The following is a 13,656-nucleotide window of genomic DNA, read 5'->3' on the forward strand; positions in this document are numbered from 1 at the left end:
CCCTGTGAGGCTGTTGCTCGGTTTCCGTGGGAGCGATCACCCGTCGCCGCGCTCACGGGCCTGGTCCAGCGCCTTCCTGGCGGCCTTCCGCGCGGCCATGGCCCGGGGGAAACCCGCGTATCCGGTGGCGTGGTAGAGGACTTCGGAGATCTCGTCCTCCGTGAGCCCGTTGTTCAGCCCGATCCGGACATGGCTGCCGAGTTCGTCCTCGGCGCCCAGCGCGATCAGGATGCCCAGGGTGACGAGACTGCGGTCCCGCCGGGCCAGGCCGTCGCGCGCCCAGAGTTCGGCCCACACGCTGACCAGCCCGATCTCGACGAGTTCCGAGCCCACACCCTTGTCCCGCAGATCGGCGTCCGGGGGCAGTGAGGTGTTGACGACCGAGCTCATCGTTTCGAGCCCGAGTGCGCGCAACGGATCTTTGATGTCCCGCACTTGCCACACCCTTCGGTTTCGGATTGGTGTAATTAGCTGGCTGATTGAGCCCTATTAGGCAGTTGATGAAGACGGCGATGGCCGTGGCGTCGGCACACGACGACGGGATGCACCAGGCCGCCGGCGCTGTGCAGGAAACGCTCGACGTCCGACGCCGGCAACTCCATCGGCACGTCCCCCGCCAGGAAGTACGACACCTGCCCGGTCCCGACGAGAACGATGTCACCCGCCTCGACGCGCACCCCCGGGGCCTCCTCCACCGACTCCAGGACGGCCCGCGTCACGGCGAACCTGTCGGGCAGCCGCGCGACACGATCGTGTCGGCCGTCTCGATCCCGGGCCTGGTGGCCACTGAGGCGTCGACCGCGTCCCGGTGCGTGGCCGCCTGAGTGGGCGTCACCACGATGTCGTCGCTGTACGCGCACGCGTCGGGGGAGTCGGCCATCGGGGTGTTGACCGCGAGCATGGTGCGGACCGGGTTGATGCGTCCGGGCACACCCGTGCCGTTCTGCGGGCCGATCGACGACAGCGACATGGCCGGCGAGAAGGTCTCACCGGTGACCACCGACGCCGTGCCCCTTCTGACCACGTCCGGGGTGAGGAAGCCGAGGGTGCCCCGCTGGCCGTCGGCGCCCCAGCGCTTCCAGTTGTTGACCCGTTCCGCCAGGAAGCCGAACTCGGCAACGGTCAGCACCGCTTCCGCCTCTCGTCCGCTGTGACGTGTCCGTGCGCGGGCGTGGTCATGCCCTAAGAGCCGGACCCTAGCGATGATCGGATGTATCAGTGAGCTGACTCCCGGTGAGTGGGCGGAAATTGAATCCTTGGTCACCGCCCCGGATCCGAGGCCCACGATCCAGCACACTCATCGGATGAGTTCAACAGCCGGGTTGCGAGCCGGTCGGACCGCACGAGCGCCCAAAACGGCGGAGTCGATTCCCGCGCAGCTGCGCCGCCGGATCGTCCGGGGCGAGTTGACGCCCGGCGAGACCCTCCCTCCGGAACACCAGCTCATAGAGCAGTTCGGCGTCTCGCGGCCCACGCTGCGCGAGGCCTTCCGCATCCTGACCGGGCCCTGGCCGCCTTCCTGGAGACGGGCAACGGCTCGCTCCGGGTCGGCACCCGCCTGGAGAACCTGATCACGGAGGACGGAAGAGTCGTCGGCGTCGCCGTGACGCGGACACCGGCGTCGACGGGCGGTTCCACCGGGGCGACACACCGTGGGACCAGATGTACCAGCACATCGTGGGCTTCCCCGCCGGGCCCGTGATGAACTACCCGGCACCCGCCTCGCCTTCTCCTGCCGCGCGGTCCCCGACCCCGTGCTGATCTCCGGGGGCCCTAAAATGTGGAGCTATGCCAAGATCACCAGGGCACGGGCCGGACTTCGAGATCAGGCGTCAGGAGATCATCGACAAGGCCGCCGCGTTGTTCGCGAAGAAGGGCTACGCCGCCACCGGCATCGCCGAGGTGGGCGACGTCGCCGGTCTTGGCAGGGGCGCGCTCTACTACTACATGGGCTCCAAGGAGAATCTCCTCGTCGAGATCCAGGACCGGGTGATGAGCCCCTTGCTGGCCTCCGCCCACCGGATCGCCGCCCTGGAGGACGTCGACCCGGTGCTGCGGCTGCGCATGCTCTCGCAGACACTGCTGGAGAACACGCTCGCCCGACTCGACCACGTCTGGGTCTACGAGCACGACTACCGGAACCTGCGGGGAGCCAACCGGGCCCGACTGCTGGACCAGCGGCGCGAGTTCGAGGAGATCGTGCAGAACCTGCTCGTCGCCGCGATGGACGACGGTTCGTTCCGCACCCTCGATCCCAGACTGGCCACTCTGCAGTTCCTCAACATGCACAACCACACGTACCAGTGGGTGAAGGTCGACGGCGCGTGGGACGCGCAGTACCTGTCGAGCGCCTACTGCACCACCCTCTTCCGCGGCCTGGGCGGTCCCGGAAGCCGGTTCGACGACATCGAGGACCGCATGGCGGAGTACCTCGCCAAGAGAGAGTCCGCCGTCCCCGAGCCGCTGCCGCGCTCCGCCACGGACTGACTCCGGCGGTCGGTGGCCACGTGCGATGCGTTGCGTTCGGAGCATCGCCCCTCCGTATCCACGTCCGTCGCCGTGACGTGGATCTCGTCACCGGCACTCTCGTGCACGCACGCGATCACGGCCATGACGTCGTCGAGGTGGAACTCGCGGCGGAGGAGGAGTGGACGAACCTGATGGAGAACGGCGAGACCCGCCTGACGTACACCTCCCCGAACGGCGCCGGATGGTCCCGCCTGCGCGAGATGGCCGTGGCGATCGCGGACCACGAGTACGCGGGGTTCATCTTCTCCAAGGCGGGCAGCGCGTCCTGACCCGTGCCCGGGGCTCGGCGGGCCGAATGGTTGGATACGGGCATGGACCACGGCGGCCACCAGGAATCGGGCCTTTCCAAGAGCGAGTGGAGCGACGCCGACTTCCCGGAGATGGGCTGGCACGACGCCACCGTCCACGGCCTCTCCGTGCAGCCGACCGACGACGTCCTCCCGCGCCTGCTCCTGGACCTCGACTACATCGTCCGCTGGGTCCACCCGGTCCCGCCGGCGACACATTTCTCCTTCTGGATCGCCCCGGCGACGCTCGTCTTCGACGACGTCTGGGACCTCGAAGGAGACCTCGACTTCAAGGGCACGACCCCGGACCTGGAGATCGACGGCGTGCACCGACTCGTGCCGGACGACGGCCGGGAGGACCTGCCGCTGTGGCACATCGAGGGCCACGCCTTCGACCTGAGGTTCCGCGCGTCCGGCTACCGCCAGTACGTCCGGAAAGCACCGACGCTCGCCTCGCGGCAGGCACTGCCGTACGCAGAGCGGGGTGGCTGCGCCTTCACCGAGGTCGGCTTCCGCTGACGCACCCGTCGGTCGGACCGCGCCAACACGCAGCACCGCGAGGCGAGTTCAGCGTGGCCGCCGCTGTACGACGTCGGCGAGCACCGAGGTCACCAGCTTGCCGACCGTCGATGAGGTCGGCGGGTCCGAGGCCCGGTCGGCGAACAGGAGGTGCCCGCCCCCGACCAGGGAGAGGGTGAGCGAGTCGATGTCGGCGTCGGCCGCGATACGGCCCCTCTCCCGCTCGTCGGCCAGATAGGCGGAGACCGCCGTCGTCACCTGGGCCAGGATGGCGATACCGCCTCCGGGCCGGGCCTGCCGCAGCCGTGCGCGCAACTCGTCCCGGAAGGTGATGAGCGGAATGATCGCCACCGGAACCGGTCCGAACAAGGTGGTCAGCGCGTCGGTGAGGTTGTCGGCGACGCTGCCGGTTCCGGCCGAGTCGCGCAGCGCCCGCGCCTGCGTCTCCAGCCGCGCGGCCCGGTCGAGGACGAGTTCGGCGAGGAACGCGTCGAAGTCGGTGAAGTGCCGGTGCAGGACGCCTTTGGCGCAGCCTGCCTCATCGGTGACGGCCCGGCTGGTCAGCCCGTTCGGGCCGTCCCGCAGCAGCACGCGCTCGGCGGCGTCGAACAGCTGCTGCCGCGCATCACGAAGGTGCACCCCGGTCGGCACTTGTGGATCCTCTCCCGCGCAGGTTCGCTGGCACCCATTGGCTTGTGGGCGCTTGCCCACTAAGGTGAACGCATGCCCACTTTACCGCGGGAGCAGCCAGAGCCCGCCCCACTCCATCAGGCCCGACAGATGGCCGAGTCCTTCGGCACGGACGCACAACGCTACGACCGGGCCCGCCCCGGCTACCCCGATGACCTGGTGGCCCGGATAGTCGTCGGAAACCCGGGGAGCGACGTGCTCGACGTGGGCTGCGGCACCGGCATCGCCGCCCGCCAGTTCCAGGCCGCAGGCTGCACCGTGCTCGGCATCGAACCGGATGCCCGCATGGCCGACTTCGCCCGGTCCCGCGGCCTGCCGGTCGAGGTGGCGACCTTCGAGGCCTGGGAACCGGGCGGCCGTACGTTCGACGTGGTGACCGCCGCCCAGTCCTGGCACTGGGTCGACCCCGCCGCCGGCGCCATGAAAGCGGCCCAAGTGCTGCGCCCGGACGGCCGATTGGCGATCTTCGGCCATGTGTACGAGCCGCCTGCCGAGGTCGCCGAGTCCTTCGCGGCCGCCTACCGACGAGTGGCGCCCGACTCGCCGTTCAACGGCCGGTCGGCCCGCCGTCCGCTGGAGATGTACCAGGCGGGGTACGCGACGATCGCCGACAAGATCCGCGAGACCGGCCGGTTCCACGCCCCGGAACAGTCGCGATTCGACTGGGAGCACTCGTACACCCGCGACCAGTGGCTGGAACTGCTCCCCACGACCGGCGGCCTCACCCGCCTCGACCCCGGTCAACTGGCCGAGATTCAGGGCGAGGTGGGCCGAGCCATCGACGCGCTGGGAGGCAGCTTCACGATGCCGTACACCACCCTGGCGGTCATCGCGGTGCGCGCCACCACCCCCCTTTGACGCGCTGTGATCCGCTCCCTTTCGGAACGGCGCCTTCCAGAGCGTTGCTTTCCGAACAGCCCGCTCGTTGATCTCCGCATGCAGTGAGCGGTGCCCGAGCGGCATGGAGGCGTGGATCGACAGTGGTGCCCGGCGGCCTCCCGTGGGCAGGCGAACGGAGAGCCCTGTGCGCATGAGTGACCTTCAGCGGTGCGAGATCCGTCCCGGACGACTCGTCGAGTGGACGCTGCACCCGACGGCCGTAGGAGCGGCGCGGGTGCTTCCCGACGACGTGCGGCCACCGGCGTATGTGCAGGAGTCCCATATCCGTACGGCGCGTTCGGTGCGCGAGGACGGGCTGTTCGTGCCGACCTGGCTCGGCACCGCCTTCGACATGCCGGGGCGGATCGAACTCGACGTGCTCCAGGGCGCGTTGCGGGCCTGGATGCTCCGGCACGAGACGCTGCGCAGCGGTTTCCGGTGGGCCGGTGACGAGATGCGCCGCTTCACCCTGGACGCCGACGCGGTGGCCCTGCACCGCGAGGACGTCGGCGAGTTCGCGGACGCGGGGACTCTGACCCGGTATCTGCAGGACCGTTTCGATGTCGCGGCGGACGCGCTCACCTGGCCGAACTTCCTTTTCGCCGCGGTCGTTCGCCAGGACTGCACGAGCGTGTACCTGGCGTTCGACCACAGCAACGTCGACGCCTACTCGCTCCATCGCATCGCGGGCGAGGTGCACGAACTGTACGCGGCCGGGCTCGCCGGGAAGACGGTCGAAGTGGCGCCCGTCGCCAGCTACATCGACTTCTGCGCGGGCGAACGCACGGACGCCGACCAGATCGACGACACGCACACCGTCGTCTCCCGCTGGCGCGAGTTCATCGCCCGCTGCGACGGCAAACTGCCGAACTTCCCCGTCGACCTCGGCCTCGACCCCCAAGGACCGCTGCCCACACAGAAGTTCCTCCAGGAGATGCTCACCGACGACACGGAGGCGGCGGCCTTCGAGGCGTACTGCCGCCCGTACGGCGGAAGCCTCGTCGGCGTGCTGGCCGCCGTCGCCCTCGCCGCCCGCGAGATCAGCGGCCTCGACGTGTACCGCACCGTCGTGCCCTTCCACACCCGGGCCAAGTCCCGCTGGGCCGACTCCGTCGGCTGGTACGTGGGCGGCGCGCCGATCGAGATCCCCATCGAGGACGCGAGGGACTTCGACGACGCCCTGCGGATGGTCCGCGCCACCCTCCGCGAGAACCGCCCGATGGCCCGCATGCCGATCGCCCGCGTACTGCGCCTGCTGGGCGCCGACTTCCGGCCCACGTCCCCCGACCTCTACTCGATCGTCTCCTACGTCGACTCGCGCGCCCTGCCCGGTTCGGAGCGCTGGCAGGAGCTGAAGGCGTACGGACTGATCCGGGTGTCGTACGGCGACCAGGTGTGCGCGTGGGTGACCCGGGTCCATGAGGGCCTTCAGTTCGCCTGCCGTATCCCGGACAACGTCATCGCGGACAAGAACATGCGGCTGTGCATGGAACTGGTGGGGGAACGCCTCGGCTCGGTGGCCCGGCGGGCACTGCCCGCGCGCCTCTAGCCCGGACACAACAGGTGATGCGCTACCGCCCGGAATTACGCATCACATGTTGAATGCCTGTCTCCTGCCGTGATGTCACACTTCCTGAAAGCCGAACCCGCTGACCAGAGGGTGTCCACCCCGCGTTCGGCGGTCAGCAGGTGCCGGGCGACCGTCGTGGTCGGCGGTCCGCTCGTCGGCGGATTCCTGCGTACCATCGTCGATCAGACCGAGAACGGCGTGGACCACGGCCGCCGCGCTCCCTAGACGTCGGCCGGGCGGGTCGCCGCGTACGCGTCCCAGCCGCTCCGAGCGGGGATGGCCTCCAGGGCCTTCCGCCAGGCGGCCGGGATGTCGCCGGTGCCGCTGCGGGCCGCGACCACACCGCCCACGATCGCGCAGGTCGTGTCCCGGTCGCCCCACCCGGCGACGGTCTGCCACAGCGCCTCCGGCAGGTCGTCCAGGTGCCCCGCCGCCGACCACAGGGCGAACGGCACGGTGTCCGGAGCCGAGATCAGCGTCCCCGAGCCCAGCACGGACGCCGCGTGCCGTACCGACGTCCGCGCGGAGAAGCCCGCGGCCACCAGCAGACGGGCACGGACGTCGCCGTCCGGCACGTGCGAGGCGACCTCCCGCAGGAACTCGGCGCGCGGCAGGGCCTGTTGATCCGCACCCGCGGCGGCCAGCGCGGCGGCGACCGCCACGGCCACCGCCCCCGCGACGGCCTCCGGGTGGGCGTGGGTGGCCAGCGCGGACAGCCCGGCCTGCTCGGCGGCGGTCTTCAGGTCGTCCCGGAACCAGGCGCCCAGCGGGGCGACCCGCATCGCGGCACCGTTGCCGTAGGACCCCTGGCCGCCGAACTGCCCCGTGGTGACCGCCCGCCAGTCCTCGCCCTCGCCGATCCGGCGCAGCACACCGTGCATGGACGGGCCGTACTTGCGCCCCGGTTCCCGTTCGTACTCGGCGGCGAACTCCCTTGCCAGCGCGTCCGGTTGAACCTCCCCGTGGGCCACCAGATGCGCGAACAGGACGAAGGCCATCGCCGAGTCGTCCGTCCACAGCCACGGCGCGGGCCGCAGCTCCCGCGCGGCCCACAACTCCTCGGCGGGCTCGTCGGACCGCGTGAACCAGCCGTCCCCGAAGGCGTCGCCCGTCACCAGCCCGTCCAGGGAGGCGTGGGCGTGCTGCGGACTGCTCATGGTGGGGCTCCCGTTAATGATCGGCGGACTTCGCACATCGTAGTTAGGGTGCGTGGATGGAGCGGATCCTGGTGGTCGGGGCGACGGGTGCGGGAAAGTCGACGTTGGCCCGGGAGGCGAGCGATCGCCTGCAACTGCCGTACCACGAGATGGACGCCCTCTACTTCACGGGCCCCGACTGGGCCGTCAACGAGCACCTGACCGACGACGTGCTACGGCTCACCGCCGAACCCCGCTGGATCATCGACTCGATCGGCTCGCCCGAAGTCCGCGACCTGCTCTGGGAGTTGGCCGACACGGTGCTCTGGCTGGACTACGGGAGACGTGTGATCATGCCGCGCGTCCTGCGCCGCTCCCTGTGGCGCACGGTCACCCGCGAGCGCGTCTTCGGCGGCAACCGGGAGACCTGGGCGGGCTGGTTGAGCCGTGAGCACCCGGTCTGGTGGGCCTGGTCCCAGCACGCGGGCAGACGCGCCGAGATCGAGCGCCGTATGAACGATCCGCACTTCGCACCGCTCAGCACGCTCCGGTTCGCCCAACCCCGGGAGACCACAGCCTGGTTGGCGTCCCTGGGCTGAACCGTCAGAGGAAGGGCGTGCCCGCGTCGAGACCGGAGAGGACCCGGCCGTACAGCTCCAGGTTGGTGGCGGGGTTGACGAAGGAGTGCAGGCTGAGCGCGTGCAGATCGCGTACCGCGCGCTGGACGGGGACGTCCCGGCGCAGCGAGGACGCGCCCGACGCGGACGCGATCAGGTCCACGGCCTCCTTGCACAGCCGGGTCGTATAACCGCTCTGCGCACGGATCCTGGCGCGTTCCGCCTGTGTGTACGGTTCGTCGTTGTCGGCCGCGGACTCGATCCGGGCGACGAACTCGGCGGTCAGCAGTTCGGCGCAGGAGATCTTCAACGCGGCCTCGGCGAGCTGGAGATGGGTGACGCCCGCCTCGTACTGCCGCTCGTGGAAGGTGTACGTGATGCCCCGCCGGTGGATGCGCTCGGTGAACTCCGCGAGGGCCGCTCGCGCCAGGCCCAGCGCGTTCGGCGCCGTCCAGGCGCAGAACAGCATCAGGACCGGCATCCGGTAGAAGGGGTCGTCGGCGTTGGCCTTGGAGGGGAAGCCGCCGCCCAGCAACCGCCCGACAGGCAGGACGCGATGCGCGGGCACGAACACGTCCCGTGCGACGACGCTGTTGCTGCCGCTGCCCGCGAGCCCCGACACGTACCAGTCGTCGAGGATCTCCAGCTCCGCCATCGGTACGGCGGTCCACAGCACCTCGGGCGGCCCGCCGTCGTTCTCGACCCGGGCCGTCAGCAGATGCCAGTCGGCGTTCTGACAGCCGGTGGCGAAGCCCGAGGTGCCGTTGACGACATAGCCGCCGTCCGTCGCCACCGCGACGGCGTCCGGGATGAGCGTGCCGCCGACCCGCACATCCGGGCCGGTGAAGATCTCGTCCTGCGCCTCGTCCGGGAACAGCGCGGCGATATAGGAACACCCCGCCTGGATCAGCGCCATGAAACCGGTCGAACCGCAACCGGCGGCGATCTCGCTCAGCACCTCGACCTGACTGCCCAGCCGGCTCTGGTAACCGCCGTACCGCCGCGGGACGTTCATCCGGTACAGCCCGGCGTCCGTCAGCGCGGACACCACCTCGGCCGACACCCGCCGCTCCTGCTCGGTGCGCAACGCGCGTTCGCGGAGCAGGGGTTGCAACTCCCGTACACGTTCGACGAGACCGGCATCGGACGGGAGCGGAGCCATGGGCGACCTCCGAGCGCTACGGGCCCTCACCGTGACGCGGATCGCACAAGGTGTGAACGCCCGTGCTCAGGCAGGTGAGTTGAGGGACCGGTAGAAGTCGAGGTGGGCACGGGCCGCGGTGTCCCAGGTGTGCCGGGCGGCCAGCTCCCGCCCGGCCGATCGCCGCGCAGGGTCCTCCACCGCGAGCGCGTGACCGAGTTCCGTGGCCAGCTGCTCGGGCGAGGCGGCGAAACGCGCCGCGTGCCCGAACACCTCACGCAGCACCGGCAGATCCCGCACGACCAACGGCACGCCCGCCGCCAACGCCTCCATCGCGGCGAGCCCGAACCCCTCCTTGAGCGACGGGAACGCGAACACGTCCGCCGCCCCGACCAGAGACGGCAACTCGTCCTCCGCGACCTGCCCCAACACCACCGGTTCCACAGCGAGTTCGGCGGCCCGCGCCTCCCAGCCCGCCCGGTAGTCGCGGTAGTCGAAGAGCGTCTCCCCGCCCGCGATCACCAGCCGGACCTCGGGACGCGCGGCGCGCAGCAGGGCGTAGGCCTCCAGGAGGTCCAGCGAACCCTTGCGGGGCTCGATGCCGCCCACGGTCAGGACGTACGGGCCGAGACGGGAGCGCCAACTCGCCCGTGCCGCCCGGTCGGTGGTGGCGAAGCGGTCGTAGGCCACCCCGTTGGGAATGACCCGCGCCTCGATGCCCCAGCCCTCCGCCAGCTCCCGCGCGACCGCCTCCGACACACACAGGTGCGCGTACGGTTCGACGATCGCGCGCTCGTGGCAGGCGGCCAGTTCGGGGGTGGTGAAGTGGTCAAGGTGGTGGACCGTGCGGACGCAGCGGCCGGCCGCGTTGGCGCTGATGCAGTCCTGGGCGTGGACGACGTCGTACGGGGTGGGGTCGAAGGCGGTGCGGAGGGTGGCGATGGAGCGCAGTACGCGGGCGCCGACGGTCTCCTCGGGCGGGCCGTCCGGGAACGGCACGACCTGGAGCCGTACCGCGGGATGCACGGGGCGGAAGAAGCCCGCGTCGCCGCCCCGGCCCAGGGTCCACACCGTGACGTCCTCGCCGAGGGCCGCGAGGGCCTCCGCGAGGGCGAGGGTGTGGACGACTCCGCCGCGCGGCCTGGTGGAGTAGCTGAGCAGGGCGATCTTCACGTACGGGACTCCCGGTAGGCGTCGGGGCGGCGTTCGTCGAGGTGGCGCAGGACCCGGCGGGCCCGGTCGGTCTCGGCGGCCACGTCGATCTCGGCGACGGCGAGCCCGGCCTTGGACCAGGTGCGGGCGAGGATGTCGCCGCCGGGGCCGACCACCTTGGCCTGGCCGAGGAAGCGCATACCGCCCATCGCGCCGGTCAGGTTCGAGGAGGCGAGGACGACCTGGTTCTCGGCCGCGCGGGACTGGTCGTAGAGGTCGAAGAGCCGGGCCTGGCGGTCCTGGGCCATGCGCGGGGCGCGGTTGGTGATGCTGGTGGGCCAGGCGGAGAGACAGGCGAGGATCTCGGCGCCGTCCAGGGCCAGCGAACGGGCCGACTCCGGGAAGGTCTTGTCGTAGTCGATGAGCATGCCCAGGCGGCCGACCGGGGTGTCGAAGGCGTCGAAGCGGTCGCCCGCCGTGTAGGCGGCGACCTCGCCGGCCGGGAGGTGGACCTTGCGGTGCCGGCCGAGGATCCCGTCGCCGCTGACGCACACGGCCGCGTTGTAGCGCTCGGTCCCGCCGTCCTCGCAGTAGCCGACGCACACCACCATCTCGGCCGCCAGGCGGGCGACTTGGAGGATCAGCGGGTCGTCCGGCTTGAGTGCCGGGGGCAGCGCCTGGGGGTCGGGGTCGCGGAGGTCGGAGAGGTAGCCGCCGAGGGCGGCGTCGGGCAGCACCAGCAGTCCGGCGCCGTGGCCGCGGGCGTCGTCGACGAGCTTGCCGACGCGCGCCAGGTCGAATTCCAGGTCGCGGCCGAAGTGGGCGGCTGCCGCCGCGATCCGGACGGTGCTCATACGGTGACTGCTCCCGGGGCTGGGCCGTAGGTCTCGGGCCGCCGGTCGCGCAGGTGCCCCATCGACCGGCGGGCGGTCTCCAGGGCCTGGGCGACGTCGAGTTCGGCGACGGCGATGCCGGGGGTCACGCCCGTGTCGGCGAGGATCTCACCGCCCGGGTCGACGACCTTGGCACTGCCGACGAAGCGTAGCGACCCGAAGGTACCCGCCTGGTTGGCGGACAGCCACACGATCTGGTTCTCCAGCGCGCGGGCCCGGTCGAACAGGTCGAAACGGCGCTTCCAGCGGTCCTTCTCCAGGTCCGTGCTCGCGTTCGTCCGCGCCCCCGGCCAGGCCGACACGCACACCCCGATCTCGGCGCCGTCCAGGGCCAGCGCCCGTGCCGACTCCGGGAACGCCTTGTCGTAGCAGATCATCATGCCGATCCGGCCGACCGGGGTGTCGAAGGCGTGGAAGCGGTCGCCGGAGGAGTAGCTGGCGTCCTCGCTCAGTGGTTGGTGGACCTTGCGGTGGTTGCCGAGGACGCCGTCGCCGCTGACGCAGACGACGCTGTTGTACTGCCGTCCGTCCGCTCCTGCCTCGCAGTAGCCCGCGACGACCGTCAACTCCCCGGCGAGCGTGGCGAGTCGGCGGATCTCCGGGCCGTCGAGGGCGAGTGCGGGCGGGCCCTCGTCCAGTGCGCTGTCGTCGTCCAGGCTGAGGAGATAGCCGCCCAGGCACGCCTCCGGCAGCGCGAGAAGCCGCACACCCTGTTCGCGGGCCTCCTTGATGAGTCGTTCGGCGATCGCGAAGTCCTCCTCCAGGTCGCGGCCGAACTCGGCGGCCACGGCCGCCATCCGCAGGGTGCTCATGCCGTCCCCATTCCGGTCACCGTCGAGGTGACCGCCTCGGTGATCTCTCCGTCGGGCCAGCGCAGCCCGACCCCCTGCCCGGCCGTCAACTCCCCGCACACGGCGCCCGTCGCGGGCCCCGCGGGCAGCGGCGAGGCGTCCGGCTCGTCGGCCGTGAGCATCGCGAAACCGGGGAAGCAGGTCAGCCAGTCGCCCATGGACGCGTCCGTCGGACGGGGCACGGCGGCCACATCGAGCACCGCCCCGCACCCGCTCGCCTCGGCGAGCATCCCCAGTGTCCCGGCGATCCCGGCCATCGACACGTCCTTCGCGGCGGCCGGTCGTGCGGCGGCCACCGCCCTTGTCATCGTGCGGAGTTCGTCCGTACGACGCCGGGTGGTCGAGTCCCACTGGCGGCCCCGGTAGCCCGTGCGCCAGCCGCCGCCGAGGTCGGCCGTGAGCCGTACGGCATGTCCGGGCCGGCCGCCGCCACCCGGTACCGGCCGGTCGGTGCGGCCGAGGGCAGTCACCGACAGGGCGGCGGGGACCCCGAGTTGGGTGTGACCGCCCAGCACCGGGACGCCGTACGCCTGTGCCGCCCGGGTCAGTCCGGCGAGGACCAGCGCGGCGTGCGCGGCGTCGCGCGCGCCCACCGCGTCCAGCAGGCCGACCGGTGAAGCACCCATCGCTGCAAGGTCGTTGACGTTCACCAGGACCGCGCACCAGCCCGCCCACTCCGGGTCCCGCTCCACCATCGACGGCACGATCGCGTCGCAGGCGGCGATCACATCCGTGCCGGGGACGGGCGCGCCGTCGTCGCCGACGAAGCCGGGCGGCGCGGGCAGCGCGGCGAGCAGGGGACCCAACGCGGCCTTCGTCGCCGCCACTTGGGCGGCGATTCGCCCGATGGGCCACCGCATCAGGACGTGCGGGGTGCGGGCGACCTCCATGGTCCGTACGGACCGCCAGCCGAGTCGCCGGAACAGCACCTCGTTGCGGGCCTGCACGGTCGCGTCGAACCGCAGCACACCCTCCGCCTCCGCCCGTGCGCAGGCCGCCCGGACCAGCGCCGCGCCGATCCCGCGCGGACCGCGCGCCTTCGGCGCGACGACCAGCCGGCCGCCCTGCCACCAGCCCAGGTCGGGTCCGTCGTCGACCGGGCCGAGACGCACCCCGCCGAGCACCGTCCCGTCCGGGGCCCTGGCGACCAGCACGACGGTACGGGTGTCGGCGTCACGGTCGTCGAGGTCGTCGCCGGTGAAGAGCCCCTGCTCATGGACGAACGTGTCCGTGCGCAGCCGTCGGTAGGCGGTCAACTCGGTTGCGTCAGTCGCCTGTTCGATGTGGAACGCGGGGCGGCGGGCGAGTGTGCTGCGGTCGCCGAGCAGCGCCAGGATGTCCATGGGCCCGTCCGTCACGGTCGGTGCCGCGGAACCGTCGAGGTACATGGCG

The 13,656-nt window shown here is 71.3% G+C and carries 17 protein-coding genes; 7 read left to right on the top strand and 10 right to left on the bottom strand.

The window, feature by feature from the left end:
- Positions 1 to 36: 36 nt before the first annotated feature.
- From ACWIHT_RS03485 to ACWIHT_RS03495, 3 genes are read right to left on the bottom strand one after another with little or no spacing between them, the layout of a single operon-like run.
- The gene (locus ACWIHT_RS03485; RefSeq protein ID WP_456163920.1) at positions 37 to 435 is read right to left on the bottom strand and encodes a carboxymuconolactone decarboxylase family protein; all 399 of its coding nucleotides are present in this window, start codon (positions 433 to 435) and stop codon (positions 37 to 39) included.
- A gap of 32 nt (positions 436 to 467) precedes the next feature.
- Positions 468 to 719, bottom strand: a complete 252-nt coding sequence (locus ACWIHT_RS03490; protein ID WP_456163922.1) for a hypothetical protein — start codon at positions 717 to 719, stop codon at positions 468 to 470.
- Positions 716 to 1,129, bottom strand: a complete 414-nt coding sequence (locus tag ACWIHT_RS03495) for a hypothetical protein (RefSeq protein WP_456163924.1) — start codon at positions 1,127 to 1,129, stop codon at positions 716 to 718. Before ACWIHT_RS03495 ends, ACWIHT_RS03490 begins: the two co-directional genes overlap by 4 nt.
- A 175-nt stretch (positions 1,130 to 1,304) precedes the next feature.
- Here ACWIHT_RS03495 and ACWIHT_RS03500 point away from each other — a divergent pair, with 175 nt between their 5' ends.
- From ACWIHT_RS03500 to ACWIHT_RS03515, 4 genes are all read left to right on the top strand, one after another.
- Positions 1,305 to 1,571 carry a FadR/GntR family transcriptional regulator gene (locus tag ACWIHT_RS03500; protein WP_456163926.1) on the top strand — a complete coding sequence of 89 codons (267 nt, stop codon included), beginning with the start codon at positions 1,305 to 1,307 and terminating at the stop codon, positions 1,569 to 1,571.
- A 217-nt stretch (positions 1,572 to 1,788) separates the two neighbouring features.
- Complete coding sequence (locus tag ACWIHT_RS03505; RefSeq protein WP_456163928.1) at positions 1,789 to 2,487, top strand: TetR/AcrR family transcriptional regulator; 699 nt, start codon at positions 1,789 to 1,791, stop codon at positions 2,485 to 2,487.
- A gap of 101 nt (positions 2,488 to 2,588) precedes the next feature.
- The gene (locus ACWIHT_RS03510; protein ID WP_456163930.1) at positions 2,589 to 2,798 is read left to right on the top strand and encodes a hypothetical protein; all 210 of its coding nucleotides are present in this window, start codon (positions 2,589 to 2,591) and stop codon (positions 2,796 to 2,798) included.
- A gap of 42 nt (positions 2,799 to 2,840) precedes the next feature.
- On the top strand, positions 2,841 to 3,335 hold the full coding sequence (locus ACWIHT_RS03515; protein WP_456163932.1) for a hypothetical protein: 495 nt from the start codon (positions 2,841 to 2,843) through the stop codon (positions 3,333 to 3,335).
- A gap of 48 nt (positions 3,336 to 3,383) precedes the next feature.
- Here ACWIHT_RS03515 and ACWIHT_RS03520 read toward each other — a convergent pair whose 3' ends face one another.
- On the bottom strand, positions 3,384 to 3,986 hold the full coding sequence (locus tag ACWIHT_RS03520) for a TetR/AcrR family transcriptional regulator (protein WP_456163934.1): 603 nt from the start codon (positions 3,984 to 3,986) through the stop codon (positions 3,384 to 3,386).
- A 72-nt stretch (positions 3,987 to 4,058) separates the two neighbouring features.
- On the opposite strand from ACWIHT_RS03520, the gene ACWIHT_RS03525 reads away from it, so the two are divergent.
- Both ACWIHT_RS03525 and ACWIHT_RS03530 read left to right on the top strand, forming a co-directional pair.
- Positions 4,059 to 4,883, top strand: a complete 825-nt coding sequence (locus ACWIHT_RS03525) for a class I SAM-dependent methyltransferase (protein ID WP_456163936.1) — start codon at positions 4,059 to 4,061, stop codon at positions 4,881 to 4,883.
- A 172-nt stretch (positions 4,884 to 5,055) separates the two neighbouring features.
- Positions 5,056 to 6,453 carry a condensation domain-containing protein gene (locus tag ACWIHT_RS03530; protein WP_456163938.1) on the top strand — a complete coding sequence of 466 codons (1,398 nt, stop codon included), beginning with the start codon at positions 5,056 to 5,058 and terminating at the stop codon, positions 6,451 to 6,453.
- 242 nt (positions 6,454 to 6,695) lie between these two features.
- On the opposite strand, the gene ACWIHT_RS03535 is transcribed toward ACWIHT_RS03530, so the two are convergent.
- The gene (locus tag ACWIHT_RS03535; RefSeq protein ID WP_456163940.1) at positions 6,696 to 7,631 is read right to left on the bottom strand and encodes an ADP-ribosylglycohydrolase family protein; all 936 of its coding nucleotides are present in this window, start codon (positions 7,629 to 7,631) and stop codon (positions 6,696 to 6,698) included.
- A gap of 56 nt (positions 7,632 to 7,687) precedes the next feature.
- Here ACWIHT_RS03535 and ACWIHT_RS03540 point away from each other — a divergent pair, with 56 nt between their 5' ends.
- Entirely contained in the window at positions 7,688 to 8,209 is a 522-nt protein-coding gene (locus ACWIHT_RS03540; protein ID WP_456163942.1) for an adenylate kinase, read from the top strand.
- Between the two features lie 4 nt (positions 8,210 to 8,213).
- On the opposite strand, the gene ACWIHT_RS03545 is transcribed toward ACWIHT_RS03540, so the two are convergent.
- From ACWIHT_RS03545 to ACWIHT_RS03565, 5 genes are all read right to left on the bottom strand, one after another.
- Entirely contained in the window at positions 8,214 to 9,389 is a 1,176-nt protein-coding gene (locus ACWIHT_RS03545) for an acyl-CoA dehydrogenase family protein (protein ID WP_456163944.1), read from the bottom strand.
- A 66-nt stretch (positions 9,390 to 9,455) separates the two neighbouring features.
- On the bottom strand, positions 9,456 to 10,541 hold the full coding sequence (locus ACWIHT_RS03550; RefSeq protein WP_456163946.1) for an MSMEG_0565 family glycosyltransferase: 1,086 nt from the start codon (positions 10,539 to 10,541) through the stop codon (positions 9,456 to 9,458).
- Positions 10,538 to 11,374: a carbon-nitrogen hydrolase family protein gene (locus ACWIHT_RS03555; RefSeq protein ID WP_456163948.1), complete on the bottom strand. Its 837-nt coding sequence runs from the start codon at positions 11,372 to 11,374 to the stop codon at positions 10,538 to 10,540. Before ACWIHT_RS03555 ends, ACWIHT_RS03550 begins: the two co-directional genes overlap by 4 nt.
- Positions 11,371 to 12,225, bottom strand: a complete 855-nt coding sequence (locus ACWIHT_RS03560) for a carbon-nitrogen hydrolase family protein (RefSeq protein ID WP_456163950.1) — start codon at positions 12,223 to 12,225, stop codon at positions 11,371 to 11,373. The genes ACWIHT_RS03555 and ACWIHT_RS03560 overlap by 4 nt, the downstream gene beginning before the upstream one ends.
- Positions 12,222 to 13,652, bottom strand: a complete 1,431-nt coding sequence (locus ACWIHT_RS03565) for an MSMEG_0567/sll0787 family protein (protein ID WP_456163952.1) — start codon at positions 13,650 to 13,652, stop codon at positions 12,222 to 12,224. Before ACWIHT_RS03565 ends, ACWIHT_RS03560 begins: the two co-directional genes overlap by 4 nt.
- Between the last annotated feature and the right edge of the window lie 4 nt (positions 13,653 to 13,656).

This window comes from Streptomyces sp. NPDC002276, from assembly GCF_053891435.1.

Excerpts from the sequence above, each read along its gene's own strand:
- ACWIHT_RS03500 (WP_456163926.1), top strand. The coding sequence starts at position 1,305 with ATGAGTTCAACAGCCGGGTTGCGAGCCGGTCGGACCGCACGAGCGCCC.
- ACWIHT_RS03535 (WP_456163940.1), bottom strand. The coding sequence starts at position 7,631 with ATGAGCAGTCCGCAGCACGCCCACGCCTCCCTGGACGGGCTGGTGACG.
- ACWIHT_RS03505 (WP_456163928.1), top strand. The coding sequence starts at position 1,789 with ATGCCAAGATCACCAGGGCACGGGCCGGACTTCGAGATCAGGCGTCAG.
- ACWIHT_RS03525 (WP_456163936.1), top strand. The coding sequence starts at position 4,059 with ATGCCCACTTTACCGCGGGAGCAGCCAGAGCCCGCCCCACTCCATCAG.
- ACWIHT_RS03560 (WP_456163950.1), bottom strand. The coding sequence starts at position 12,225 with ATGAGCACCCTGCGGATGGCGGCCGTGGCCGCCGAGTTCGGCCGCGAC.
- ACWIHT_RS03540 (WP_456163942.1), top strand. The coding sequence starts at position 7,688 with ATGGAGCGGATCCTGGTGGTCGGGGCGACGGGTGCGGGAAAGTCGACG.
- ACWIHT_RS03545 (WP_456163944.1), bottom strand. The coding sequence starts at position 9,389 with ATGGCTCCGCTCCCGTCCGATGCCGGTCTCGTCGAACGTGTACGGGAG.
- ACWIHT_RS03530 (WP_456163938.1), top strand. The coding sequence starts at position 5,056 with ATGAGTGACCTTCAGCGGTGCGAGATCCGTCCCGGACGACTCGTCGAG.
- ACWIHT_RS03555 (WP_456163948.1), bottom strand. The coding sequence starts at position 11,374 with ATGAGCACCGTCCGGATCGCGGCGGCAGCCGCCCACTTCGGCCGCGAC.
- ACWIHT_RS03515 (WP_456163932.1), top strand. The coding sequence starts at position 2,841 with ATGGACCACGGCGGCCACCAGGAATCGGGCCTTTCCAAGAGCGAGTGG.
- ACWIHT_RS03565 (WP_456163952.1), bottom strand. The coding sequence starts at position 13,652 with ATGTACCTCGACGGTTCCGCGGCACCGACCGTGACGGACGGGCCCATG.